General features: G+C 68.2%; 22 protein-coding genes. 17 read left to right on the forward strand and 5 right to left on the reverse strand.

Annotated features, from left to right (window positions below):
* The first annotated feature begins 71 nt into the window (after positions 1-71).
* The 10 genes from murC to ileS all read left to right on the forward strand — a co-directional run bounded on the left by murC (position 72) and on the right by ileS (position 12030).
* Positions 72-1517: a UDP-N-acetylmuramate--L-alanine ligase gene (gene murC / locus ON33_RS06900; RefSeq protein WP_051151731.1), complete on the forward strand. Its 1446-nt coding sequence runs from the start codon at positions 72-74 to the stop codon at positions 1515-1517.
* A 6-nt stretch (positions 1518-1523) separates the two neighbouring features.
* Positions 1524-2384 (forward strand): cell division protein FtsQ/DivIB, encoded by an 861-nt coding sequence (locus ON33_RS06905; protein WP_306307506.1) that lies wholly within the window; start codon positions 1524-1526, stop codon positions 2382-2384.
* A 320-nt stretch (positions 2385-2704) separates the two neighbouring features.
* Complete coding sequence (gene ftsZ / locus ON33_RS06910; protein WP_040856614.1) at positions 2705-3958, forward strand: cell division protein FtsZ; 1254 nt, start codon at positions 2705-2707, stop codon at positions 3956-3958.
* A gap of 139 nt (positions 3959-4097) precedes the next feature.
* Entirely contained in the window at positions 4098-4838 is a 741-nt protein-coding gene (gene pgeF / locus ON33_RS06915; RefSeq protein WP_040856617.1) for a peptidoglycan editing factor PgeF, read from the forward strand.
* A complete protein-coding gene (locus ON33_RS06920; protein ID WP_040856620.1) occupies positions 4835-5608 on the forward strand; it encodes a YggS family pyridoxal phosphate-dependent enzyme in 774 nt (257 codons plus the stop codon). Before pgeF ends, ON33_RS06920 begins: the two co-directional genes overlap by 4 nt.
* Positions 5609-5712: 104 nt before the next feature.
* A complete protein-coding gene (gene sepF / locus ON33_RS06925; protein WP_040856623.1) occupies positions 5713-6510 on the forward strand; it encodes a cell division protein SepF in 798 nt (265 codons plus the stop codon).
* Positions 6511-7051: 541 nt separating this feature from the next.
* Positions 7052-7354 carry a YggT family protein gene (locus ON33_RS06930; protein ID WP_040856625.1) on the forward strand — a complete coding sequence of 101 codons (303 nt, stop codon included), beginning with the start codon at positions 7052-7054 and terminating at the stop codon, positions 7352-7354.
* Positions 7355-7426: 72 nt separating this feature from the next.
* The gene (gene wag31, locus ON33_RS06935) at positions 7427-8257 is read left to right on the forward strand and encodes a DivIVA-like cell division protein Wag31 (RefSeq protein ID WP_040856627.1); all 831 of its coding nucleotides are present in this window, start codon (positions 7427-7429) and stop codon (positions 8255-8257) included.
* Positions 8258-8383: 126 nt separating this feature from the next.
* Positions 8384-8587, forward strand: a complete 204-nt coding sequence (locus tag ON33_RS06940; RefSeq protein ID WP_040856741.1) for a hypothetical protein — start codon at positions 8384-8386, stop codon at positions 8585-8587.
* Positions 8588-8874: 287 nt separating this feature from the next.
* A complete protein-coding gene (gene ileS / locus ON33_RS06945) occupies positions 8875-12030 on the forward strand; it encodes an isoleucine--tRNA ligase (RefSeq protein ID WP_040856629.1) in 3156 nt (1051 codons plus the stop codon).
* Positions 12031-12098: 68 nt separating this feature from the next.
* On the opposite strand, the gene ON33_RS06950 is transcribed toward ileS, so the two are convergent.
* The gene (locus ON33_RS06950; RefSeq protein WP_040856632.1) at positions 12099-12677 is read right to left on the reverse strand and encodes a TetR/AcrR family transcriptional regulator; all 579 of its coding nucleotides are present in this window, start codon (positions 12675-12677) and stop codon (positions 12099-12101) included.
* Positions 12678-12808: 131 nt separating this feature from the next.
* On the opposite strand from ON33_RS06950, the gene ON33_RS06955 reads away from it, so the two are divergent.
* Together ON33_RS06955 and ON33_RS06960 are read left to right on the forward strand one after the other, a co-directional pair.
* Complete coding sequence (locus ON33_RS06955; protein ID WP_063710951.1) at positions 12809-13129, forward strand: putative antibiotic biosynthesis monooxygenase; 321 nt, start codon at positions 12809-12811, stop codon at positions 13127-13129.
* 228 nt (positions 13130-13357) lie between these two features.
* Positions 13358-13906, forward strand: a complete 549-nt coding sequence (locus ON33_RS06960) for an NlpC/P60 family protein (RefSeq protein WP_040856634.1) — start codon at positions 13358-13360, stop codon at positions 13904-13906.
* Positions 13907-13912: 6 nt separating this feature from the next.
* Here ON33_RS06960 and ON33_RS06965 read toward each other — a convergent pair whose 3' ends face one another.
* On the reverse strand, positions 13913-14326 hold the full coding sequence (locus ON33_RS06965; protein ID WP_040856636.1) for an organic hydroperoxide resistance protein: 414 nt from the start codon (positions 14324-14326) through the stop codon (positions 13913-13915).
* Positions 14327-14451: 125 nt separating this feature from the next.
* Here ON33_RS06965 and ON33_RS06970 point away from each other — a divergent pair, with 125 nt between their 5' ends.
* Positions 14452-14991: a TetR/AcrR family transcriptional regulator gene (locus ON33_RS06970; protein WP_040856638.1), complete on the forward strand. Its 540-nt coding sequence runs from the start codon at positions 14452-14454 to the stop codon at positions 14989-14991.
* A 9-nt stretch (positions 14992-15000) separates the two neighbouring features.
* Here the strand turns inward: ON33_RS06970 and ON33_RS06975 are convergent, their stop codons facing one another.
* Positions 15001-16077 carry an ABC-2 transporter permease gene (locus ON33_RS06975; protein ID WP_040856640.1) on the reverse strand — a complete coding sequence of 359 codons (1077 nt, stop codon included), beginning with the start codon at positions 16075-16077 and terminating at the stop codon, positions 15001-15003.
* Between the two features lie 55 nt (positions 16078-16132).
* On the opposite strand from ON33_RS06975, the gene ON33_RS06980 reads away from it, so the two are divergent.
* Complete coding sequence (locus ON33_RS06980) at positions 16133-16579, forward strand: MarR family winged helix-turn-helix transcriptional regulator (RefSeq protein ID WP_051151725.1); 447 nt, start codon at positions 16133-16135, stop codon at positions 16577-16579.
* A gap of 18 nt (positions 16580-16597) precedes the next feature.
* On the opposite strand, the gene ON33_RS06985 is transcribed toward ON33_RS06980, so the two are convergent.
* Positions 16598-17605, reverse strand: coding sequence for an alpha/beta hydrolase (locus tag ON33_RS06985; protein ID WP_051151726.1), 1008 nt, complete (start codon positions 17603-17605; stop codon positions 16598-16600).
* A gap of 224 nt (positions 17606-17829) precedes the next feature.
* The gene (locus ON33_RS06990; protein ID WP_040856641.1) at positions 17830-18708 is read right to left on the reverse strand and encodes a UTP--glucose-1-phosphate uridylyltransferase; all 879 of its coding nucleotides are present in this window, start codon (positions 18706-18708) and stop codon (positions 17830-17832) included.
* 251 nt (positions 18709-18959) lie between these two features.
* Between ON33_RS06990 and ON33_RS06995 the strand changes: the two genes are divergently transcribed.
* The 3 genes from ON33_RS06995 (at position 18960) to ON33_RS07005 (ending at position 24482) form a co-directional block, all read left to right on the forward strand.
* Positions 18960-20285 (forward strand): DNA polymerase IV, encoded by a 1326-nt coding sequence (locus ON33_RS06995; protein ID WP_157184442.1) that lies wholly within the window; start codon positions 18960-18962, stop codon positions 20283-20285.
* A 179-nt stretch (positions 20286-20464) separates the two neighbouring features.
* Complete coding sequence (locus ON33_RS07000; RefSeq protein ID WP_040856646.1) at positions 20465-20965, forward strand: WKL family lipoprotein; 501 nt, start codon at positions 20465-20467, stop codon at positions 20963-20965.
* A gap of 169 nt (positions 20966-21134) precedes the next feature.
* A complete protein-coding gene (locus ON33_RS07005) occupies positions 21135-24482 on the forward strand; it encodes an arabinosyltransferase domain-containing protein (RefSeq protein WP_083868653.1) in 3348 nt (1115 codons plus the stop codon).
* The last annotated feature ends 29 nt before the right edge of the window (positions 24483-24511 follow it).

Genomic DNA, 24511 nt, shown 5'->3' on the forward strand with positions numbered 1-24511 from the left:
AGCGGCCGGACAGTGATGTGGGTACCGCGGAAGCTCACACCGATCTACCCGACCATCTGCAGCGCGTGCACATGATCGGCATCGGTGGTGCCGGTATGTCCGGGATCGCCCGAATACTGCTGTCGCGTGGCGGCATGGTGTCCGGCTCCGACGCCAAGGAGAGCCGCGGCGTGCTGGCCCTGCGGGCGCGCGGCGCGCAGGTGCGCATCGGCCACGACGCCGGCGCCCTGGATCTGCTGCCCGGCGGGCCCACCGCCGTGGTGACCACCTACGCCGCCATCCCCAAGACCAATCCCGAACTGGTGGAGGCGCATCGGCGCGGGGTGCCCGTGCTGCTGCGCCCGGCCGTGCTGGCCTCGCTCATGCAGGGCCACAAGACGCTGCTGGTGTCGGGCACGCACGGCAAGACCTCGACCACCTCCATGCTGGTGGTGGCCCTGCAGCACTGCGGCTTCGACCCCTCCTTCGCGGTCGGTGGCGAGCTCAACGAGGCGGGCACCAACGCCCACCACGGCACCGGCGGCATCTTCGTGGCCGAGGCCGACGAGAGCGACGGCTCGCTGCTGCAGTACGCGCCGGACGTCGCGGTCGTCACCAATATCGAGTCCGACCACCTGGACTACTTTGGTACCGACGAGGCCTACGTCCAGGTCTTCGACGATTTCGTGGACCGGCTCGAACCGGGCGGCCGTCTGGTGGTGTGCGTGGACGATCCGGGTTCGCTGGGTCTGGCGCAGCGGTCGGTGGCCCGGCTGGCCGAGGATCCGCGCGGCATCCGGGTGATCGGTTACGGCTCCGGCGATTTCGCCGAGACCGGCGTCCCGGTCGGCGCGCAGCTGCTGTCCTGGGAGCCGCGCGATGTCGGCGGCGTGGCCGTCTTCCAGCTCTCCGACGAGGCCGCCCCGCGCACCCTGCGGCTGTCGGTGCCCGGCCGCCACATGGCCCTCAACGCCCTGGGCGCGCTGCTGGCAGCCCGCGCGACCGGCGCCGACATGGGCGAGATCATCCAGGGCCTGGAGGGTTTCGGCGGTGTGCACCGCCGCTTCCAGCTCACCGGGCGCGAGAACGGCGTGCGCGTCTTCGACGACTACGCCCACCACCCGACCGAGGTGCGCGCGGTGCTGTCCGCCGCCGCCGAACTGGTCGCGCAGGAGGCGCGTGACGGCGCGCGTTCGCGGCCGGGCCGGGTGATCGTGGTGTTCCAGCCCCACTTGTACAGCCGCACCGCCACTTTCGCGACCGAGTTCGGCGCGGCGCTGTCGCTGGCCGACGAGGTGGTGGTGCTCGATGTGTACGGCGCGCGGGAAGAGCCGCTGCCCGGTGTGAACGGCGCGCTGGTGGCCAACGCGGTCACCAAACCCGTGCACTACCAGCCGGATATGTCCCGGGTGGGCAAGCAGGTGGGCGCGCTGGCGCGGCCGGGTGACGTGGTGATCACCATGGGCGCGGGCGATGTGACCATGCTGGGCAGCCAGATTCTGGACGGGCTGCGCGCACGACCCGCACACGGGCGGTGAGTCACCGTGAGCTCGGGTGGGGGAGCGGCGGATCGGCCGGTCGGGACCGCCGTCGATAGCTACGACCCGGACGGGTACGACGCCGAATCCGGTGCGGCAGCGCAGGACAGCGGGGAATCCGCGACCGAGAGCGCGGCGGCCCGGCGGGCCCGGCTGCGGCGCGGGCGGGCGCCCCGCGAATCGCGGATCATGACGGCCTGGCAGTCGCGCCGAGTGCGCCGGGGGGCGCTGGCCGGGGTCGTAGTGCTGATCGCGTTTGGACTGGTCGCCTGGTTTACGCCGCTGCTGTCGGTGCGCACGGTGGAAGTCGATGGGCTGAGTGCTGTTCCGGAACAACAGGTTCAGGCCGCGCTACAGGTACCGGACGGTCTGTCCATGATGCGGCTGGACACCAATGCCATGGCCGAACGGGTCTCGCGATTGCCCAAGGTCCGCTCCGTCCGCGTGCAGCGGGTTTTTCCCTCCACGGTCCGGGTGACCGTGGTGGAGCGGACTCCGGTGCTGTACTTCGACAGTCCGGATGGTGCCCACCTGCTCGATTGCGACAGCGTGGAATTCGCGATCGAGCCGCCGGGGCCCGGAATACCCAAACTGGTGACCGATCATCCGGGCGGTTCGGACCCGGTCACCGAGGCCGCGGTCGCGGTCATGGCCGCCATTCCGATTCCGCTGCGCGACCAGGTCGGCGTGGGAGCGGTTGTGGCCCGCTCGGTTTCGGATATTGCCCTGGAGTTGCGTGACGGCCGTACCGTGCTCTGGGGCGGAACCGGGGATTCGGCCCGGAAAGCCGCCGTGGTCGGACCGCTGCTCTCCCAGCCGGGCAAGGTATTCGATGTTTCGAGTCCGAATCTGGTCACGGTAAAGTGAGCGATACCCATTGGGCTGCCGAAATTTTCGGTGGTTTGCCGGAAGGGCACCGTCGGTTCCGATCCAGGACCGGAGGGCAACCGTCCACGATACGATGCCTGGGTGGGTCGGACGAGTCGAATCACACAAGATTCTGATGCTCGGTTCGGCGCGCCTGCGCCCGTAACGCGGTGGCTGCGAATACCGTTCGGCACCAGTCGGATACTTGACATAACGCTGAACCTATGGTTGAGGGTTTACCGGACCGAGACCATAGTGGCGGCGTTTTGTCGGTAGCCGAAGACGACAAGCTGTTTCAGATCGAAGGAAGGCGAGAGCCCATGACGCCCCCGCACAACTACCTTGCTGTGATCAAGGTCGTCGGTATCGGCGGCGGCGGCGTGAACGCCGTCAACCGGATGATCGAACAGGGACTCAAGGGAGTCGAGTTCATCGCCGTCAACACCGACGCGCAGGCGTTGTTGATGTCGGACGCGGACGTGAAACTCGATGTCGGCCGGGAACTCACCCGCGGGCTGGGCGCCGGCGCCGATCCCGAGGTCGGCCGCAAGGCCGCCGAGGACCACAAGGACGAGATCGAGGAAGTCCTCAAGGGCGCCGACATGGTCTTCGTGACCGCCGGCGAGGGCGGCGGCACCGGCACCGGCGGCGCGCCCGTGGTGGCCTCCATCGCTCGCAAGCTCGGCGCGCTCACCATCGGTGTGGTGACGCGGCCGTTCTCCTTCGAGGGCAAGCGCCGCAGCAACCAGGCCGAGGCCGGCATCCAGGCGCTGCGCGAGTCCTGCGACACCCTCATCGTCATCCCCAACGACCGGCTGCTGCAGCTCGGCGACGCCGCCGTGAGCCTGATGGACGCCTTCCGCTCGGCGGACGAGGTGCTGCTCAACGGTGTTCAGGGCATCACCGACCTGATCACCACCCCGGGTCTGATCAATGTCGACTTCGCCGACGTCAAGTCGGTCATGTCGGGCGCGGGCTCGGCCCTCATGGGCATCGGCTCCGCCCGCGGCGAGGGCCGCTCGGTGAAGGCCGCTGAGGCGGCGATCAATTCGCCGCTGCTGGAAGCGTCCATGGACGGCGCGCACGGCGTGCTGCTGTCGATCGCGGGTGGTTCCGACCTCGGCCTGTTCGAGATCAACGAGGCTGCCTCGCTGGTCCAGGAGGCCGCCCACATCGAGGCGAACATCATCTTCGGTACGGTCATCGACGATTCTCTCGGCGATGAGGTCCGCGTCACCGTGATCGCGGCCGGCTTCGATGGCAGCGGTCCCTCCCGGCGCATCGAACCCGCGGTCAGCCGGTTCACCAATACCGCCGGCACCGCGAGCGCCAGCGCCGGAAGCGTCAGCCGCACGCACGAATACACCTCGGCCCGCGCCCCCGAGTCGGCGCCCGCGCCGCGCCCCGAGCCCGCACCGGCCCCGCAGCCGATCGCCGAGCGCGGCCCGGCCCCGTCCTACAGCGCGCCCCGGCCCGCCGTGGACCCGACGGTCGCGGGCAACAATCGCGGCCACATCCAGCCGCCGGATGCCGATGACGACGACGTCGACGTCCCCTCCTTCATGCGTCGCTGACCTGTCCGGGCGCCACTGACCTTGCGCCCCTGACGGATTCGCCCCTCGCGCCCGCTCCGGCTCCCGGAGCGGGCGCGAGCGCGTTCCGGACCGGAGCTGAGTTCGGGGTTGCCCGCCGGTGACTACTACCCTCGAAGGCATGACTGCAGCGGCGCCGGTGTTTCGGACCAGACGGGTTGTGACGACGAGGGCGGGCGGCTTCTCGGCCGCACCGTACGACTCGTTCAATCTCGGTGATCACGTGGGTGATGATCCGGAGGCGGTGCGGCGCAACCGGGTTCGGCTCGCGGAGAGTCTGGGGCTCGCGCCGGACCACCTGGTCTGGATGGAACAGATCCACGGACGGAACGTGGAGATCGTGGACGGGCCGCGCACCGAGCCGGTGCCCGCCACCGATGCGCTGGTGACCACCCGTCGCGATCTCGCGCTGGTCGTGCTCACCGCCGACTGTGTGCCGATCCTGCTGTCCGACGACGAGGCCGGCGTCATCGCCGCCGTGCACGCCGGGCGCATCGGCGCGCGGATCGGGATCGTGCCGCGGGTGCTGGAGGCCATGGTGTCGGTGGGCGCGAAGCCCGAGCGCATCGGCGCGTTCCTCGGCCCGGCGGCCAGTGGTCGCCAGTACGAGGTGCCCGCCGCCATGCGCGCCGATGTCGAGGCGCATCTGCCCGGCAGCGCGACCACCACGGCCAAGGGCACGCCCGGCCTGGATCTGCGCGCGGGCATCCGCCGGCAGTTGGAGGCGGCCGGCGTGGGCGCGGTGGCGGCGGACCCGCGGTGCACCATCGAGGACAAGACGCTGTTCTCGCACCGCCGCGGCGCGCCGACGGGCCGACTCGCCGGTGTGATTTGGATGTCATCCGAGGGAGTTTCAGAATGACCGAAAGCTTCACCGCCGCACAGGGATCGGATGCGGCGCAGGTCACGTCCGGCGGAGGTCGCGCCGGCGAGCTCGCCACCGCCCTCTCGGCACTCATCGAGCGAATCGACGCAGCGTGCGCGGCCGCGGGCCGGGAACCAGGGTCGGTGCGCCTGCTGCCGGTCACCAAGTTCTTCCCCGCCTCGGATATCGAGATCCTCTATAACCTGGGCCGCCGCGAGTTCGGTGAGTCCCGTGAGCAGGAGGCGGCGGGCAAGGTGGCGCAGCTGGGACACCTGTCCCGGATACGCTGGGAGTTCATCGGACGGCTGCAGCGCAACAAGGCGAAATCCGTTGCACGCTGGGCCGATACGGTCTACTCGGTGGACAGTGACCGGCTCGCGAGCGCCCTCGACGCGGGTGCGGAGGCCGCTCTGGGCGACGGATTCCGCACCACCCCCTTGCGCGTGCTGCTGCAGGTGTCCCTGGACGCGGACCCGGCTCGCGGCGGCGCCCGCGACGCGGCGCTGCACGCGCTCGCCGATCAGGTCGCGGCCTCACGATCCCTGCAGCTCGCGGGCCTGATGGCGATCCCGCCGCTGGATGTGGAGCCCGATGCGGCCTTCGAGCAACTGGCCCGCATCCACGCCGCATTAACGGCCGTTCACCCCGAGGCGAAAGAGCTCTCGGCGGGGATGTCCGGTGACTTGGAGTCGGCCATCGCCCACGGATCCACCTGCGTGCGTGTCGGTACTGCCCTGATGGGCGCGCGACCGATAACCTCGGCGTAGCAAAGAAACCTCACCAGTCACATATGAAACATATGCTTGGTGGCAGACGAGGACTGAGCAGGACAACACCCCAGGCCAACCGGGGCCGAAGGAAGGTCGACCAGATGAGCACGCTGCACAAGTTCAAGGCGTACTTCGGGATGGTTCCGCTCGAGGATTACGAAGACGATTACGTCGACGACCGCGGGGCCGCCCGGAGCGCCGATGAGCGTGGCCAGCGTCGTCCCCGGCCCTACGCCGAACGCGAGCGTGAATACGACCGATACGGCGAGGACCGCTACGACGACGAGCCCGCGTACGAGCCGTCCTACAAGGCGCCCTACAAGCCTGGGTACAGCGTGTCCCGCAGGGACGACTACGCCGACGATCACCGTGAGCGGGATCACCGCGACCGCTACGACGCCGACGATCGCTACGACGCGCCCCGCCGTCCCACCCGCATCGACACCGCCCCGTCCAGCCGTACCCGTGCCATGGGCGGCAGCGCGCCCGCGGTGCGCGGCAGCACCCGCGGCGCGCTCGCGATGGACACCGACGCGGAGCGGCGCATCGAGGAGCTGCGGGAGCAGGAGCGCCGGATAGAGGCGGCCCGCCGTCCCCAGATCTTCGAGGACGGAGGCACCTTGTCCAAGATCACCACGCTGCGCCCGCGCACCTATGCGGAGGCCGCCATCATCGGTGAGCGCTTCCGGGACGGCACCCCGGTGATCATGGACCTGGTCGAGATGAGCAACTCCGACGCGCGCCGCCTGGTGGACTTCGCGGCGGGACTCGCGTTCGCGCTTCGCGGTTCGTTCGACAAGGTCGCCACCAAGGTGTTTCTGCTCTCGCCGGCCGACGTGGACGTCTCCGCCGAGGAACGCCGCCGGATCGCGGAAAACGGCTTCTACAACCAGAAGTGACGAGCTGCCGCAGCTGCGAGTACGCGGAGGCGGCAGCCGGGGGTTGACCGTTGCGCCAAAACTGAACGGCGGCAACGAATTGCGTTCGTCAACGGGGGTTGCGAAATAGTCGCGGGGGATTCGTGGGGGAGTCTTGCGCCCGAGTTGTCGGGTATCGCACGCTCATTCAGATGGGCATGTCATGAATCACATGCCTGGACTCGGGCTCTACATGTGTCTCTTGTCGCGGTCACGCTCGAAGTTCGCGGCCCGCCTCGGCCTGGACTGACGGAGCGGAGGAGCGAAGCGGGGGAGCGTAGGAGGGAAGGCCGAGGTAACAGGGCCGCGAACCCCGACCGGAGCGAAGCGGAGGGCAATCGGACACAGGGGGAAGGCTGAGGTAACAGGGCCGCGAACCCCGACCGGAGCGAAGCGGAGGGCAATCGGACACAGGGGGAAGGCCGAGGTAACAGGGCCGCGAACCCGCCCGGAGCGAAGCGGAGAGCAATCGGGCCCAGTGTTTCTATTTTGCCGATCATGGAATCTAGGGCAGAGTGGTGCGGTGGCCCTGTTCCAGGTGTTGAACCTACTGCTGTTCCTCTTCTGGCTGCTGCTGATCAGCCGAGTCATCGTCGAGTTCATCCGCAGCTTCGCGCGAGACTGGCGGCCGACGGGCTTCGTCGTGATCATCCTGGAGGTGATCTTCACGGTCACCGACCCCCCGGTGAAACTTCTGAGGCGTTTGATACCCCCAGTGAATCTTGGGGGAATTCGGCTCGATCTGTCCATTATGGTCCTGCTTTTCATCGTGTTCATCTTGATGACGATCACGGGCCAGGCAGGGCAGTCGATAGCTCAGGTGTGACAGAATGGGCCGAAAGAAAGCTTGCCCAGATCTACCGCTAGATCTCCATACGAAGCGTGAAGGGATCGTTCCATGCCGCTGACCCCCGCCGATGTTCATAACGTCGCGTTCAGCAAACCGCCGATCGGGAAGCGCGGCTACAACGAGGATGAAGTCGATGCCTTCCTCGACCTGGTCGAGCAGGAGCTCTCACGCCTCATCGAGGAGAACGCTGATCTTCGCCAGCGGGTTGCTGAGCTGGACGCGGAACTCGCTGACGCCAAGAAGAATCGGGGCCCCGCGGTCCAGACCGTGAAGGCGCCGGTCGCGCCGGAGCCCATCAAGGCCGCTCCGCCGCCGCCCCCGGCCCCCATGCCGGCCCCGGTCCCCGTGGCCGCCGTCAAGCAGGACGCTCCGTCCGCGGACGCCAATCTGCAGGCCGCCAAGGTGCTTTCGCTGGCCCAGGAGATGGCCGACCGCCTCACCTCGGATGCCAAGACCGAGGCCGAGCAGCTGCTCGCCAACGCCCGCGCCAACTCCGAGCGCCTGGTCAGCGATGCGCGCACGCGCTCCGAGGCGATGATCGCCGACGCTCGCCAGAAGGCCGAGGCCATGCTGTCCGACGCGCAGACCCGCTCGGATTCCCAGCTGCGCCAGGCGAAGGAGAAGGCCGACGCTCTGCAGGCCGACGCCGAGCGCAAGCACACCGAGATCATGGCCACCATCACCCAGCAGCGCAGCGTGCTGGAAAGCCGGATCGAGCAGCTCAAGACCTTCGAGCGCGAATACCGTGTGCGCCTGAAGTCTTACCTGGAATCGCAGCTGGAGGAGCTGGAGAACCGTGGTTCGGCGGTCCCGGTCGACGGCGGCGAGTTCGGCCAGGACCCGTCGGGCAACGGCGCACTTCTCAAGGGCAGCAAGTAAAGTCGTAGATACGGCCAGCGATGCCAGGTCGTGCGGGTGGAACTCCCGGGTGGCACGGTATCGCCGCCAACCTTTCGAGTCCTCCGATAGCCGGCGCTATCGAAGCCCAACGAGGGGGTGGTGCACTTGCTCGTGGTGACGCTTGTGCTCGCAGCCGTGGGTTTCGGCCTGCTGGTGACCGCACTGACCACCGGTTCGGTGATCTGGGCATGGGGCTGCATCATCGTGTGCGTGATAGGCGCGGTGCTGCTGCTCGTCAGTGCGTTGTCGCTGCGGACCGACGACGAGGACACCTCGTCCCGGGCAGGCGGTAGACATGCGAAGCACTAGCGGGGCGGGTCCGCGGAATATCCGCTGGACCCGCCCCGCTAGTATGTAGACAGCTACACGGCGTTGATCCGGCCATCACCGGGGAGCTTTCGGAAGAACGGCGGGCCCGCCCGCTCATTAGAACCGAACGGGTGAGCCCGTCACAGCTCACAACGAGAGGCTCGGTCCTGCAAGGGTTTTCGTGATCCTGCGGCCGGGCAAGCGGGGTGGTACCGCGGTTACGGCGCACCGAGCGCCGGCATCGTCCCCGTGCCCACAGTGCTGGCACGAGGAGCTGAGAGGCCGCCATGGCGGACGAGACCACCACCCGAAGCGCATATCCCCGCGTTGATCTGAGCAAGACCAGCGGTCAGGTGTCCTTCCCTGAGCTGGAGCAGCGGGTCCTGGACTACTGGGCCGCCGACGACACCTTCCGTGCCAGCATCGAGAACCGTTCCGATGCAGAGGAATTCGTCTTCTACGACGGCCCGCCCTTCGCCAATGGGTTGCCGCACTACGGCCATCTGCTCACTGGATACGTCAAGGATTTGATCCCGCGATTCCAAACCATGCGCGGGAAGAAGGTGGAACGACGATTCGGTTGGGATACTCACGGCCTGCCCGCGGAAATCGAAGCGGAGAAGCAGCTCGGTATCACGGACAAATCACAGATCGATGCCATGGGGCTCGCGGAATTCAATGCCGCGTGCAAATCCTCGGTACTCCGGTACACCAACGAGTGGCGTAACTATGTGACACGCCAGGCGCGCTGGGTCGACTTCGACAACGACTACAAAACCCTCGACCTCGACTTCATGGAATCGGTCATGTGGGCGTTCAAGTCGCTGTACGACAAGGGCCTGATCTATCAGGGCTTCCGGGTGCTGCCCTACAGCTGGTACGAGCAGACCCCGCTGTCCAATCAGGAGGCGCGTCTCGACGACTCCTACCGGATGCGTCAGGACCCGGCGGTCACCGTGGACATGGTGCTGCGGGTGCCGGCCGAGCACCCGTTGCACGCCCTCGACGGCGCCAACGCCCTGATCTGGACCACGACGCCCTGGACGCTGCCGTCCAACCTGGCGATCGCGGTGCACCCCGACATCACCTACGCCCACGTCGAGGGCAAGGACGGCAAGCGGTATGTGCTTGCCGCCGAGCGGGTCTCGCACTACGCGCGCGAGCTGGGCGAGGAACCGACTGTGCTGTCCGAACATTCGGGCGCGGCGCTGGCGGGCCTGGACTACCTGCCGCCCTTCGACTTCTTCCTGGGCCACCCGAACGCGCACCGGGTGCTCAACGCCGACTATGTGACCACCGACTCCGGTACCGGCGTGGTGCATCTCGCGCCCGCGTTCGGTGAGGAGGACATGGATGTGGCCTCCGCCAACGGGATCGAGGTCGTGCAGCCGCTCGACGCCGGCGGCAAGTTCACCTCCATGGTGCCGCCGTACGAGGGCCTCATGGTCTTCGACGCCAACCCGGTCATCATCAAGGACCTCAAGGCCGCCGGAAAGCTGTTGCGGCACGAGACCATCGAGCACTCCTACCCGCACAGCTGGCGCTCGGGCCAGCCGCTGATCTACATGGCGGTGCCGTCCTGGTTCGTGGCGGTCACCACCTTCCGCGACCGCATGGTGGAGCTCAACAAGGAGATCACCTGGGTTCCCGAGCACATCCGCGACGGCCAGTTCGGCAAGTGGCTGCAGAACGCGCACGACTGGAACATCAGCCGTAACCGCTACTGGGGCGCGCCGATCCCGGTGTGGATCTCCGACGACCCGGCCTACCCGCGCGTGGACGTGTACGGCTCGCTGGATCAGCTGGAGCAGGACTTCGGTGTGCGGCCGAGCGACCTGCACCGGCCCGGCATCGACGAGCTGGTGCGCCCGAATCCCGATGACCCGACCGGGAAGTCGATGATGCGGCGTACCCCCGAGGTGCTCGACTGCTGGTTCGAGTCGGGTTCCATGCCGTACGCGCAGGTGCACTACCCGTTCGAGAACAAGGAGTGGTTCGAAGGCACCGCCGTCTCCGCCGCGCACAGCCCCGGCGACTTCATCGTCGAGTACAACGGCCAGACCCGCGGCTGGTTCTACAACCTGCACATCCTGTCCACCGCGCTGTTCGACCGCCCGGCGTTCAAGTCGGTGGTGGCGCACGGCATCGTGCTGGGCGACGACGGCCTCAAGATGTCCAAGTCCAAGGGCAACTACCCGGACGTCAACGAGGTCTTCGACCGCGATGGCTCGGACGCCATGCGCTGGTTCCTCATGTCGTCTCCGGTGCTGCGCGGCGGCAACCTGATCGTCACCGAGCGCGGCATCCGCGAGGGCGTCAGCCAGGCGTTGCGGCCGCTGTGGAACGCGTGGACCTTCCTGCAGCTGTACGCCTCCAAGCCCGGCACCTGGCGCACCGACTCCCCGCACGTGCTGGACCGCTACATCCTGGCCAAGCTGGCGGCGACCCGCGATGTCATGACCGCCGCGCTCGAGGTGTACGACGTCGCCACGGCGTGCGACGAACTGCGCACCTTCGCCGACGCGCTCACCAATTGGTATGTGCGCCGGTCGCGTTCGCGCTTCTGGGAAGAGGACCGCGACGCCATCGACACGCTGCACACCGTGCTCGAGGTGACCACCCGGCTGGCGGCGCCGCTGCTGCCGCTCATCGCCGAGGTGATCTGGCGCGGCCTCACCGGCGAGCGGTCGGTGCACCTGGCCGACTGGCCGGCCGAGACCGACCTGCCGCACGACGCCGAGCTGGTGTCGGCCATGGACGAGGTCCGCACGGTCTGCTCCACGGTGCTGAGCCTGCGCAAGGCACAGAACCTCCGGGTGCGCCTGCCGCTCTCGGAGGTCACCGTGGCCGCCGCCGATGCGGAACGCCTGCGGCCCTTCGCGGATCTGATCGCCGACGAGGTCAACGTCAAGAAGGTCGACCTCACCACCGAGGTGGCCGCGCACGGCCGCTTCGAGCTGGTGGTGAACGCCCGCGCCGCCGGCCCGCGCATCGGCAAGGAGGTGCAGACGGTCATCAAGGCGGTCAAGGCCGGTGAGTGGAGCGAGTCCGCCGACGGCACCGTCACCGCCGCCGGCATCGCCCTGCTGCCGGAGGAGTACACCCAGCGCCTGGTCGCCGCCGAACCCGAGTCCACCGCCGCCCTGCCCGGCAACGCCGGTCTGGTGGTGCTGAATTCGGTGGTCACCGAGGAACTGGAGGCCGAGGGCTGGGCCCGCGATCTCATTCGCGACCTGCAGGAGACCCGCAAGTCCCTGGGCCTCGACGTCTCCGACCGCATCACGGTCGTGCTCGACGTCCCGGCCGAGCGCCTGGGCTGGGCGGAGACCCACCGCGAGCTGATCGCGGGCGAAATCCTCGCCACCACACTGTCTCTCGGCGCGGTGGGCGCGGATGCCCCCGAGGTCGTCGGCGGGGTGAAGGTCTCGATCGTCAAGGCGTGACCCGATAGTCGAAAGGGGCGGAACCGAAACGGTTCCGCCCCTTTTCTTTTGCCGTCAGCCGACTGCCGTCAGGATCGGGGACGCAATCCGTCGAGGATGGGGTCTACCAGTTCCGCGGCGTCGAGGACATTGCCGACGCCGAGCAGGAACCGCACGTAGACCGGGCCGTAGAGCATGTTGGTCATGGCCTGCGGGGACACATCGCCGCGGATCTGCCCGGCGCGAATGGCGGATTCGAGCCGCAGTGCGCCCTGCTGGGCCCGGGGTTCGACGAAGGTCTCGCGGACCATCTGCATGAGCTTCGGGTCGTTCTGGGCCTCGGCTATCACACCGCGGTAGACGCAGCCGACATCGCCGGCCAGCATCCGGGCCAGGCCGCCGATCTGGGTCTTCAGATCGGCGGCGATGTCACCGGTGTCGGCGAAGTCGGTGGCCGAACCGATCTGGTCGTTGATGGCCTCGAGGGCGATCGCACCCTTGGAGGGCCACCAGCGGTAGATGGTCTGCTTGCCGACACCGGCCTCGGCGGCGATGGCCTCGATGGTGAGTTTGCCGTAGCCATTGCGCACGGCGAGTTCGAAGGTCGCGTCGAGGATCGCCTGGTGGGACTTGGCGCTGCGCAGTTCGGGATTGGGCGGCTGGGGCATGGGTCCATGGTACCGCCGAGCGAGACGGAACGTCTCGTCTTGACAGGTGCGGTGGCCGGGGCTAATTTACTCCATGAGACGAGACGGACCGTCTCGTCAATATTCGGGAACACGGTCGCTAGGAGCGAACAATGACCACCCTCATCACCACCCCCGCCACAGTCGCCACCGCCAACGCCGCTCTCGCTCCCGCGAATGCGGCCGTCGCTCCCGTGAATGCGGCTGCCCCCGTTGCGGTTCCGTCGGTGCACCGGCGCGCTCTCATCACCTGGCTGGCCGTGTACCCGACCATCACCCTCGCCTTGGCCCTGCTCGGCCCGGTCATGGCCGGCCTGCCGGTGTTCGTGCGGACCCTCGTCCTGACCGTGATCGTGGTGCCCACCTCGGCCTACGTCCTGATCCCGATGCTGACGAAGGCCAATCACCACCTGGCCCTGCGACTGCACCACTGACCAGCAGCAAACTTATAGCGTCCTTCCGTGGATTCCGGGCGAGCGCTCTTGTTTCCAGGATTGAATCGCCTGAACAGGCGATTCGCCGACGAGGGTGACGTCTGTCTCGAGACACGCCAACTCAGGTTCCCTTGTGACGCATGTTGCGTGTGCGCTACAACAGCTATCGGGTAGCTAATAATCTGGCCCGAGATGTTCCCGCGGTAACGCCTATGAAGGGGCACGCACATGGCTCGAAGGCAGGTTCACCGTTTCGCATCGTTCGTCACGACGACCTCGGCCCTGGTACTGGCCGCCGCACTCTGGGCGGGCCTCGCGCACGCGGACACCGGCTCCTCGTCCGGCTCGGGATCCGGGTCCGCCTCGGGCAGCGCCAGTGGTTCGGCCTCGGGCAGCGCGAGCGGTTCCGCGCAGCTGCCGCTGGCCAGTCCGCGGGCCATGGCCGCGCTCGGGCTGGCGACCACGCAGACCGGCAAGCCCTATCGCTGGGGCGGCACCGGCCCGGACGCCTGGGACTGCTCGGGCCTGGTGCAGTGGGCCTTCCGCAGTGTCGGCATCGACATGCCGCGCACCACCTGGCAGCAGGCCGCCGCCGGACTCGAGGTCCCGGTCGGCGCCATGCAGGTGGGTGACGTGGTCGTTCTCAACGACGACGCCTCCCACGTAGGCATCTACGCGGGAGGCGGCAATGTGCTGAACGCGTACGACTGGGGTGTGCCCGTCGGCCTGACTCCGCTGAGCCAGTTCGACATCTACACCATTCGCCGCTTCTACTGAATCGCGTTATTCGACAACCAGTTCCACGGGGATGTTGCCGCGGGTGGCCTTGGAGTAGGGGCACACCTGGTGGGCGGCCTCGACCAGGTCCCGGCCCTTGTCGTTCTGCAGCTCCTCCGGCAGCTCGATGTGCAGCACGACGGAGATGCCGAATCCGGTCTCCTCGTCCTTGTTCAGGCTGACGTCCGCGGTGACCGAGGTGTCGCCCAGCTCGATGCCCTGGTTGCGGGCGACCGCCTGCAGCGCGCCGGCGAAACAGGCCGAGTAGCCGACCGCGAACAGCTGCTCGGGGTTGGTGCCGTCGCCGCTGCCGCCGGCCGCCTTGGGCTGGGCCAGCTTCAGGTCGAGGTAGCCGTCGGAGCTGACCGAGCGGCCCTCGCGGCCGACCGAGGTGGCGGATGAGGTGAAGAGGGTAGCCATTTCGTTTTCTCCTGCCGGCGTTCATCTAGACAGACTTGTCTGTCTACGTCCGGACTCAGGGTAGACAGATCTGTCTGCTATCGTCAACACCGGAACCCGATGAGGGGAAGGAGTGCAGGTCAGCCATGAGCGAAGCCCGTGATCGCCTGCTGGACACCGCGACTCGGCTGTTCTACGCCGAGGGTATTCACACCGTCGGTATCGACCGCATCATCGCCGAGGCGGGCATCGCGAAGGCCACCTTCTACCGGCACTTCAAGACCAAGGAAGACCTGGTCGTCGCCTACCTGGTCCGCGAATACGCCCGCCAGCGCGAAATCTTGGAGGACATCCCCGGCACAGGCGCCGACTCCATCGCCGGCATCTTCGCGCGCCTCGGCGAACTCAGCTGCGAGCCGGGCTTCCGCGGCTGCCCGTTCCTCAACGCGGCCGTGGAGTTCCCGAATCCCGATCACGCCGTGCGCAAGGTCGTCGACGACTACCGCGGCTGGTTCCGTGACCTGATGGCCGACCGGTTGCGCGCCGCCGGGCACACCGACATCGATACTGCCGCCCGGGTGCTCCTGATGACCCGCGACGGCGTCACCGTCAGCGGGGGAGTGGGAGACAATGCGACGGTCCGGGTGGGCATCCGGACCGCCTTGTCGCAGCTGGGTATTGGATAGGCCGCTGCCCTAGACGCCGACCGCCTCCTCGATCTCCTCCTCGGCCGCGACCTCGGTCTCGGAGGTTTTCTTCAGGGTCGCGGCCTCGACGGGTCCGGGGGCGGCGTGGCGCGCCACGGATTGCGCCGCGGCCTGCCGCTTCTCGGCCGACCCTGCCGCGATCATGAGCAGCACGCCCGCGGCGAACCAGAGCGTCAGGCTCGTCATCCGGCCACCGAGTCCGGTGCTGCCGAAGTAGAGCAGGCTGCGTGCGCCCTCGACGAAGCCCGCGCCGTTCCAGAAGTGGTGCAGGGTGCCGAAGAAGTCGTTCTGCAGCCACGGGCTGTAGACGCCGCCGGAGCTGGTGAAGTTCAGCATGACGAACAGCACCATCAGGGCCAGGGTGGTCCAGCGCTTCAGGAAGGTGTGCAGACCGATGCCGATGGCCAGGATGCCCGCCGAGTACAGCCAGGACATGCCCCAGATCGCGCCCAGGTCGTGGTCGACGATGTGGAACACCGGGCCCGCGAGAGCCAGGCCGATCAGGCTCACCAGCAGCGAGGTGACCAGGCTGATCGCGCCACGCAGCCACATGGACAGGCCCGCGCCGGCCGCGCCGATGGCGGCGACGCTGCCGTAGGAGCCGATGCTCAGGGCGACCAGCAGGAAGAAGATGCCCTGCGCGGTCGGGTCGCCGGAACTCGGGATGGTGACGTCGGTGACGGTCAGCGGTGTGTGCTGCAGCCCCGCGAGCTGGCCGAAGACGGCCTCGGCCGCCATGGCCGTGGTATCGGATCCGGCCTTGGCGACCAGCAATTCGGGCTGTTGCGGGTCGGGGACGTAAGCGCCGGCCAGATCGCGGTGGAGCAACTGGCTCACCGCGTCGTCGCGGCTGGGCACGGTGATCACGTCGAGCGCATTGCCGCCCTTGTCCTTCAGGGTCTGGGCGAGCACCTTGACCTGCGGGCTGTCGCCGACCACGGCCACCGCGAGGTGGTTGGGCTCGGGCTGGTGGAACGCGCCCAGGTACGCCAGCCCCATGCCGAGGCACATGAGCAGCGGGGTGAGCAGGTGCACGGCGACATGCCGGATCTGATACGAGGCCATGGGTTCTTCTCCAATAGTTGGTAAATACAACCAATCGAGGTTGTAGTCTACAACCATGAAGAGCGCGGACGCATTCCCCGGCCGATCCGATGCGATCGAGGTCATACAGCGTGAGCTCACGGCGTTCGCCCGGCGCGCCCGCGGCCGCGCCGCCGAACTGCACCCGGAGCTGTCGCTGGTGGCGTCGAGCATTCTCGACCTGGTCATCGAGCGGAACGGGTGCCTGGCGGCGGACCTGGCCGGGCACTTCCACCTCGACAAATCCACCGTCAGCCGCCAGGTCGCCGCGCTGGAACGCGACGGCTACCTGACTCGCGAGGTCGACCCGGCCAACCGCCGCAACCTGGTCCTGCATGCCACCGCCGAGGGCAAGCGGGTGGCCCGCGCCGCGGCGCGCAACCGCAGCGCCGCGTTCACCGACCGGTTCGCCGACTGGGACGACGCGGATGTGAAGCGACTGGCGGCATATCTGGTGCGCTACAACGCCGCCGACGAGGGCTGAACCGGAACCGGTTGCGGCTCAATCCGTTTCGGGCAGCTCCAGGCCCTTGGCGAGCACCGGCCACGAGGCGCGTAGCGCGTCCTGCCAGTAGCCCCACGAATGCGTGCCCGGCTTGGCGATATCGAAGGTCGCCGGAATCTCCAACTGGTGCAGGCGGGTCTTGAGATTGCGGGCGCACCAGTCGCTGGCCGCCTCCAGAATGCCGCCGACCAGGATCTGTTGCGGCAGACCGCCGTCCGCCGGGCCGAGGCTGCGCACATCGGCCACATTGTCGTGGCGGCCGGGCAGGCCGGAGCCGTTGGAGACGTAGATCCCCAGCCCGCGCAGCGATTCGGCGTGCACGTAGGGGTCGTTGTCGGCCCACTCCGGATCGTCCATGGGCCCGTACATGTTCACCGGATTGCCGCCGCCGATGGAGATCACCAGATCGGCGAACTTCTGGCCGATCGGATCGCTGATCTGCGCGCACCCGCTGTACGCGGCGACGGCCCGGTACAGGCCGGGCGCGGCGATCGGCAGCTGCAGCACCGAGGTGCCCGACATGGACATGCCCGCGATGGCGTGAATCCCATTGGTGCCCAGGGCCGCGTCGACCAGCGGCGGTAGCTCCTCGGTGAGGAAGGTCTTCCACATGGGCTGGCCCAGCTTGGGATCGGGGCTGCGCCAGTCGGTGTAGTAGGTGAACGCACCGCCGATCGGCATCACCACGTTCACGTTCTTGTCCATGAAGAACTGGGTGGAATCGGTATTGCGCTTCCAGGTCGCCGTGTCCTGGCCGCCGCCGGCGCCATTGAGCAGGTACAGCACCGGCCGCGGCTCGGAGGTGTCGGCGGGACGCTGCACCTCCACCGCGATTTCGGAGTCCATGGCCGCCGAGTGCACGTGCAGCGTCAGATTGCGGGCGTCGTGCACCTCGAAAGCGGTGATCGTGGAGCCGTCGTCGGACACCGCGGCGCCCGCGAGGCTCGCCGTGCTGGTTATCGGGTCGGGAGGGGCGCCGTAGGCCGCACCCATGGGCACGACCATCGAGAACGTAGTGACAAGAGAACAACTTGCCGCCGCGAGCAGTGCCGCCCGGGTGCCCAATCCGCCTAGCAAAACCGACCTTCGATCCAGAGGGTATCCCGACCCACCCGCATGATCGCCGAAACATGCCCCCATGTTTCGGGTTTCGACAAACTTGGGTCTGGCGTGGTTGGGGCGCACGGCACTTGTGTGCCGAACCCGGGAGCCTCCGGTGCGGCGGCGGTCTACTCGGCGACGAGCTGACGCAACAGCGGACCGTACTCCGGATGCGCCAGCGCCGAGGCGAATTGCGCGGTCAGATAGTCCGCCGGGTTGCCGGTGTCGTACCAGCGGCCGCGGATCACCTGGCCGTACACCGGATTCTCGGCGGCGTAGACATTGATGGCATCGGTCAGGTAGACCTCGCCGGTGCGATGGGTGTACCAGTTGTCGACCTGCTTGCGCAGCTCGGCGATGATGCCCGGGGTGACCACGTAGCCACCGATGGCGGCGAACGAGGAGGGGGCGTCCTCCGGCTTGGGCTTCTCCTTCAGGCCGCTGATCCGCATCAGGCCGTCGCCTATGGTCTCCTCGACCACCGGGACGCCGTAGCGCGTCGACTCCGACGGATCCATCGGCATGAGCGCCAGCACCGGCGCGCCGGTCTTCTCGTAGGCGTCGATGAGCTGCTGGGCGCGCGGCACCTCGGCGACGAACACGTCGTCGGGCCACAGCACCAGCATGGGCTCATTGCCCAGGTGGCGGGCCGCGTTCAGCACCGGGGTGCCGTTGCCGTACGGGCCGTGCTGGTCCAGGTAGGTGATGTGACCGGCCCGGCTCAGCTCACCGACCTCCTCCACCGCGTCGGCGAAGGCGGTCTTGCCGTCGGCGCGCAACTGCGCGACCAGCGCCGGGTTGGGGCGGAAGTGATCCTGGATCAACGACTTTCCGGCGCTGACCACGATGGTGATGTCGGTGATGCCGGACGCCACGAGTTCACGGACGGTGTGTTCGATGACGGGCTTGTCACCCACCGCGAGCATTTCCTTCGGGATCGCCTTCGTCAGCGGCAGCAGGCGCGAGCCGATACCCGCTGCGGGAATCACGGCCTTGCGAATCGTCATGGACGAATCATCACACACCTGGCTGGTCGTATCTGTCGGTAGCCGCTTGTAGATTTCCCGGTGTGAATACGTCCGCCGACTCCGCGAACACTGGTGTCGTGCCTGGTGGGGCTGGTCATACCGGGTCGAAGGGCGTGGCTGGCCGGGCAGTCGGGGCGGTGGCTGATTCACGGCAAACCGGGGTGGATTCACGGCAAAGCGACAGCCGATCCCGAGGTTCGGGACAGCGGCGCTGGGTGCTGCACATTGATATGGACGCGTTCTTCGCCTCGGTCGAGCAGCTGACCCGCCCGACGCTGCGCGGGCGGCCGGTGCTGGTGGGCGGCATGGGCGGGCGCGGCGTGGTGGCGGGGGCCAGCTACGAGGCACGGGTGTTCGGGGCGCGCTCGGCCATGCCCATGCATCAGGCGCGGCGGCTGGTCGGGGTGTCGGCGGTGGTGATCCCGCCGCGCGGCGCGGTGTACGGCGAACTCAGCGGGCAGGTCTTCGACACCCTGCGGGCCCGGATCCCGGTGCTCGAGACGCTGTCGTTCGACGAGGCGTTCGGGGAACCCGCGGAACTGGCCGGCGCCACCCCGGATCGGGTGCTCGAATTCTGTGAAGAGCTGCGGACGGCGGTGCGGGCGCGTACCGGGCTGGTGGCCTCGGTCGGGGCGGGCAGCGGCAAGCAGCTCGCCAAGATCGCCTCCGGCCTGGCCAAACCCGATGGGGTGCGGGTGATTCCGGCGGCCGAGCAGGACGGGTTCCTGTCGGGGCTGCCGGTGCGCAAACTGTGGGGGATCGGGCCGGTGGCCGAAAGCCGTTTGCGCTCACTGGGAATCGAGACGGTGGGGGCGCTGGCGGCGCTGCCGGAATCGGAGGCGTCCTCGATTCTGGGCGGCAGCGTCGGGGCGGCGCTGCACCGGCTGGCCCGCGGCATCGACGACCGGCCGGTGGCCGAGCGCGCGGAGGCCAAGCAGATCAGCGCCGAAACCACCTATGAAACCGACATTCTCACCCTCGCCCAGCTGCGTCCGGCCATCGACGCCATGGCGGTCTCGGCCCACCGGCGGCTCACCACGGACGGCCGCGCGGCGCGCACCGTGGTGCTCAAACTCAAGAAGACCGATATGAGCATCGTGACCCGCTCGTCCACGCTGCCCTATGCCACCGAGGATCTCGCCACCCTCACCGCCGCCGCTCAGCGTTCCGCCCTCGACCCGGCCGAGATCGGCCCGATTCGCCTGGTGGGCGTGGGTTTCGCGGGGTTGTCGGAGATTCGGCAGGAATCGCTGTTCCCGGAATTGGATCAGACGGTGGAGGCCGACGGCGCGGTCTCCGAGGAGCCGACGCTGGCCTTGCCGGTGGCCCCGGATCCGGTGGTGCCGCCCGCAACTCGCTCGTTCGCCATCGGGACCTGGTATCCCGGGCTCGATGTCGAACACCCCGAGTTCGGGCACGGCTGGGTGCAGGGTGCGGGACACGGCGTGGTCACTGTCCGATTCGAGACCCGGTCGACGGGCCCGGGCCCGGCCCGCACCTTCCCGGCCACAGACGCCGAGCTCACACGTGCTGATCCCCTCGGGAGCCTGCGCTGAACCCGGTTGAGCATGGTTTGCGCGAATTATGAGGATTCAGTTTGAAAATGCCGCGCCATCCGTCGCGGAGGGGGCTTCTGAGACTGGGCGTTGGTAGTGTCGCGTGTCGTGCAGCGCCGCCGGTCGGGTGTAGCTGGCACGTTGTCGAACGGACCTACTCGAACGCAAAGGACGAGCAGTTGAAGCTTCAGAAGACTGGACGCATCGCGGTCGCCGCACTGGCTGTCGTGACCGTACTCGGGCTGTCCGCGTGTGGGAGCGGTGACAAGAAGGAGAGCAAGCCTGCCAAGGTCTCTACCTCCAAGAGCATCGCGGCGCAGACGAGCTACCCGCCGGCCCCGACCGCGGCGGACCTGAACACCCAGCTGCAGAAGGCGCTGGACCCGAGCATCCCGGACTCGGAGAAGCTCGACATGATGCAGGGCGTCACTGCCGACCCGAGCCTGCCCAGCCGGCTGGCCGAGGCCTACAAGCAGAACAACGCCACCATCGCCGTCACCAATGTGACCGACCTGGGCAACGGCACCGTCACCGCCGACGCCCAGATCGCGCTCAACGGCGGCGCGCCCCAGCAGGCCGTCGTGCCGTTCGTGGCGGAGGACGGCAAGTGGAAGGTCCAGAAGGAATGGATCTGCAACGCCCTCTCGCTGGCCAACCAGACCTCCCCGGCCTGCAGCTAGTCCGGTGCCGACCGGTCCGGCATCGAGCCACTCGGATGCCGGGCCGGGACACCGCCGCGTGACCCGCTCGCGGGCCGCCTTCGACTCGCTCGAAATGTGAGCTGGCGCACAGATTGTGGTGCGTAATGCGTAATCCGCGTGGGATCCCGGGGGTTCGCGGTGCGAAGGCATGGAGGGGGAAGCGGGGGAAGATGACTTCCGCTTAGGATCGGCGGTCGTGACCGACGTGTTGGAGAAGGCGGGGCAGGATTCCGCCGGGAGTGCTGGTGCCGAACCCGAGAGAAGGATTCGAGGGGGATGGGCTCGGCCGCTCGCTCTGATCGCCGGTGTGGTCGCGGTGCTGGCGGCGCTGGCGGTGCCGTTCCTGCCGGTCCGCGTGGATCACACGACACTGGCTTGGCCGCAGGGGAATTCGGCGCAGAGCATCGAGGCTCCGCTGGTGACCTACGCGCCGGTGGACTTCGATGTCAGCATCCCCTGTTCGGCGGTGACGGAGCTGGGTTCGAAGGGCGGCACGCTGGCCGCCACCGCCCCCAACGGCGCACCGGACCTGGAGAAGTACGGCTTCGTGGCCCGGGTCACGGCGGCGTCCACCACCGACGGTGTGACCACGCCCGCCAAACTGGAAGCGATTCTGCACCACAAGACGCTGGTCAGCGTCCCGGTCGAGCAGCTGGGCGCGGGCTGCGTGCTCACCGTGCACTCCGATTTCACCTCCTCCACCGCGGAGCTGAGTGGTTCCACGACCGCGCCGGTCACCCTGAACGGTGACTATCGGCCGCAGCTGGTCGGCATCTTCAGCGACCTGACCGTCTCCGACGGCGCCAAGGTCACCGCACAGGTGGACAGCCGCTTCACCTCGACGCCGAGCACGATCAAGCGGATCGCCATCTGGACCGCCGTCGTCGGCGCCCTCGTCGCCCTGTTCGCGCTGTTCCGGCTGGACCGTCTCGACGGCCGTCGCGCGCGCCGCTTCCTGCCGCAGCACTGGTGGACCTTCAAGCCGGTCGACGCCGTGGTGCTGGGCACACTGATCCTCTGGCATTTCATCGGCGCGACCACCTCCGACGACGGCTACCAGTACGGCATGGGCCGGGCCTCGATCCACGCCGGCTACATGGCCAACTACTTCGGCTACTTCGGTGTCCCCGAAACGCCGGTCGGCACACCGTATTACGACCTCATCGGCCACATGGCGCAGGTCAGCCCGGCCAGCGTGTGGATGCGCCTGCCGGCCCTGCTGGCGGGCATCGTGATCTGGCTGGTGCTCAGCCGTGAGGTGATTCCCCGCCTGGGCGCGCGCATCCGCCGCGACCGGATCGCGGTGTGGACCGGCGCGCTGGGCTTCCTGGCGGTCTGGCTGCCGTACAACAACGGCCTGCGCCCGGAACCGCTGGTGGCGCTGGGCGTCCTGCTCACCTGGGTTTCGGTGGAGCGGGCCATCGCGACCGGCCGGCTGCTGCCCTACGGCGTGGCCATCATGATCGGCGCGTTCACCTGTACGGTCGGCCCATCCGGCATCATCTGTTTCGCGCCGTTGCTGGCCGGTATCCGGCCGGCCTGGCGGATCCTCGACAAGCGCGCGACCGTGCTGGGCAGGCCGACCGCACCCGATGCGAACGCCGTCGCCATCCTGAAGTCCCGTTTCGGCGCCTACCTGACCCTCGCCGCCCCGCTGGCGGCGGCCGGTGCGGTGGTGCTGGCCATCATGTTCTGCGATCAGCCGCTGTCATCGATGTTCGAGATGAGCCGGGTGCACACGGCGGTCGGCCCGGACGTGCACTGGGACGGCGAATACATCCGCTACCAGTATCTGTTCATGCCCACCATCGACGGGTCGCTGTCGCGTCGCTTCGGTATGGTCGCCTTCTGGATCGGCCTGCTGGTGAGTGTGTTCGCGTTGCTGCGCAAGGGCGGCCGGATTCCGTTCACCGCGCCGGGTCCGGTGCGGCGGGTGCTGGGGACCGGCTTCGGCATCATGCTGCTGATGATGTTCACCCCCACCAAGTGGACCCACCACAACGGCATTTATGCCGGAATCGCCGGTGTCGTGGCGGTTTTGGCCGCCGTGGCGGTGGGGCCGCGGGTGATGCGCTCGCCGCGCAACCGCGCGCTGTTCGCCGCGGTGATGGCCTTCGCGCTGGCTGTCTCCTTCTCCAGTTGGAATGGCTACTGGTACGTCTCCAACTGGGCCATCTCATGGAACGACAAGCCACCGGTGCTGGCCGGGATCGGAGTCGCGAAGATCTTCCTCGCGATCACGGTGGCGCTGCTGGCGCTGGCCGGCTGGTTCCATGTGCGCGCGCCGGAACAGCCCGGCCCGCACCGGATCTCGAAGCTGGGCTGGCGCTTCGTGGCGATTCCGCCGCTGACCGTGGCGGCCGCGTTCATGGTGCTGTTCGAGGTGGGCTCGCTGGCCAAGGGCGCGGTCGCGCAGTACCCGGCGTACTCGCTGGCGCGCTCGAATGTGGATGCGGTGGCGGGTAAGCCGTGCGGCCTGGCCCGCGACGTGCTGGTCGAGACGGACCCGAACCAGGGAATGCTGAAGCCGCTCAACGGCGATGCGCTCGGCACCTTCACCGCGGACGCGGTCGGCTTCTCGCCCAAGGGCGTGTCCACCGACCTGCGCCTCGACGACGAGGCCGACACCGGCGGCAGCGTGTCCAGCGCGGTCAGCAACCGCAGCAACGGCACGGTCGACGGAACAACCACGGCGCCACTGCCTTTCGGTCTGGACACCAGCACCCCGGTGCTGGGCAGCTACGGCAGCAGCGAGGCGGTCTCGACCATGACCACGGGCTGGTACGCGCTGCCCGGTCAGCAGGACCGGTCCGGCATCATCGCCCTCACCGCGGCCGGCCGCATCCGCTCGGCCGACAAGGACGGCGTCGTGACCCCCGGCCAGCAGGTCGAGGTCGAGTACGGGGTGCCGGGTGCCGATGGCGCCGTCGAACCCCAGGGCCGCATCATGCCCATCGATATCGGTCCCGCGCCGACCTGGCGCAATCTGCGGGTGCCGCTGAGCGATATTCCGGTGCAGGCCACCGCGATTCGCGTGGTGGCCGAGGATCGGGACAGTGATCCCAAGCAGTGGGTGGCTCTCACCCCGCCGCGCATTCCGCAGACGGTGACGCTGGAGGACTACGTCGGCCGGGACAAGCCGGTGCTGCTGGATTGGGAAGTGGGCCTGCAGTTCCCGTGCCAGCGGCCCTTCGATCACCTCGACGGTATCGCCGAGGTGCCCGACTACCGCATCATGCCCGACCGCGGCGGCGCGGCCATGACCACGCTGTGGCAGAGCCACGACGGTGGTGGCGCCCTGGGCTGGAGTTCGATGCTGCTGCGTCCGGTCACCCTGGCGACCTACCTGGACCATGACCCGCGCATGGATTGGGGCGAACTGCAGCGGCTCGAGCGGATCGACCGCTCGGCGCAGACCGCCAAGCCGGTGGTGACCACCGACACCCGCACCGGTCTGTGGAACCCCGGTCCGATCAATGTGACGGGCTGGCAGTAGTCACCATGAGGGCCCGGCGGTAGCCGCCG

Origin of the sequence: Nocardia niigatensis NBRC 100131, assembly GCF_000308655.1 — a bacterium.
Lineage (GTDB): Bacteria > Actinomycetota > Actinomycetes > Mycobacteriales > Mycobacteriaceae > Nocardia > Nocardia niigatensis.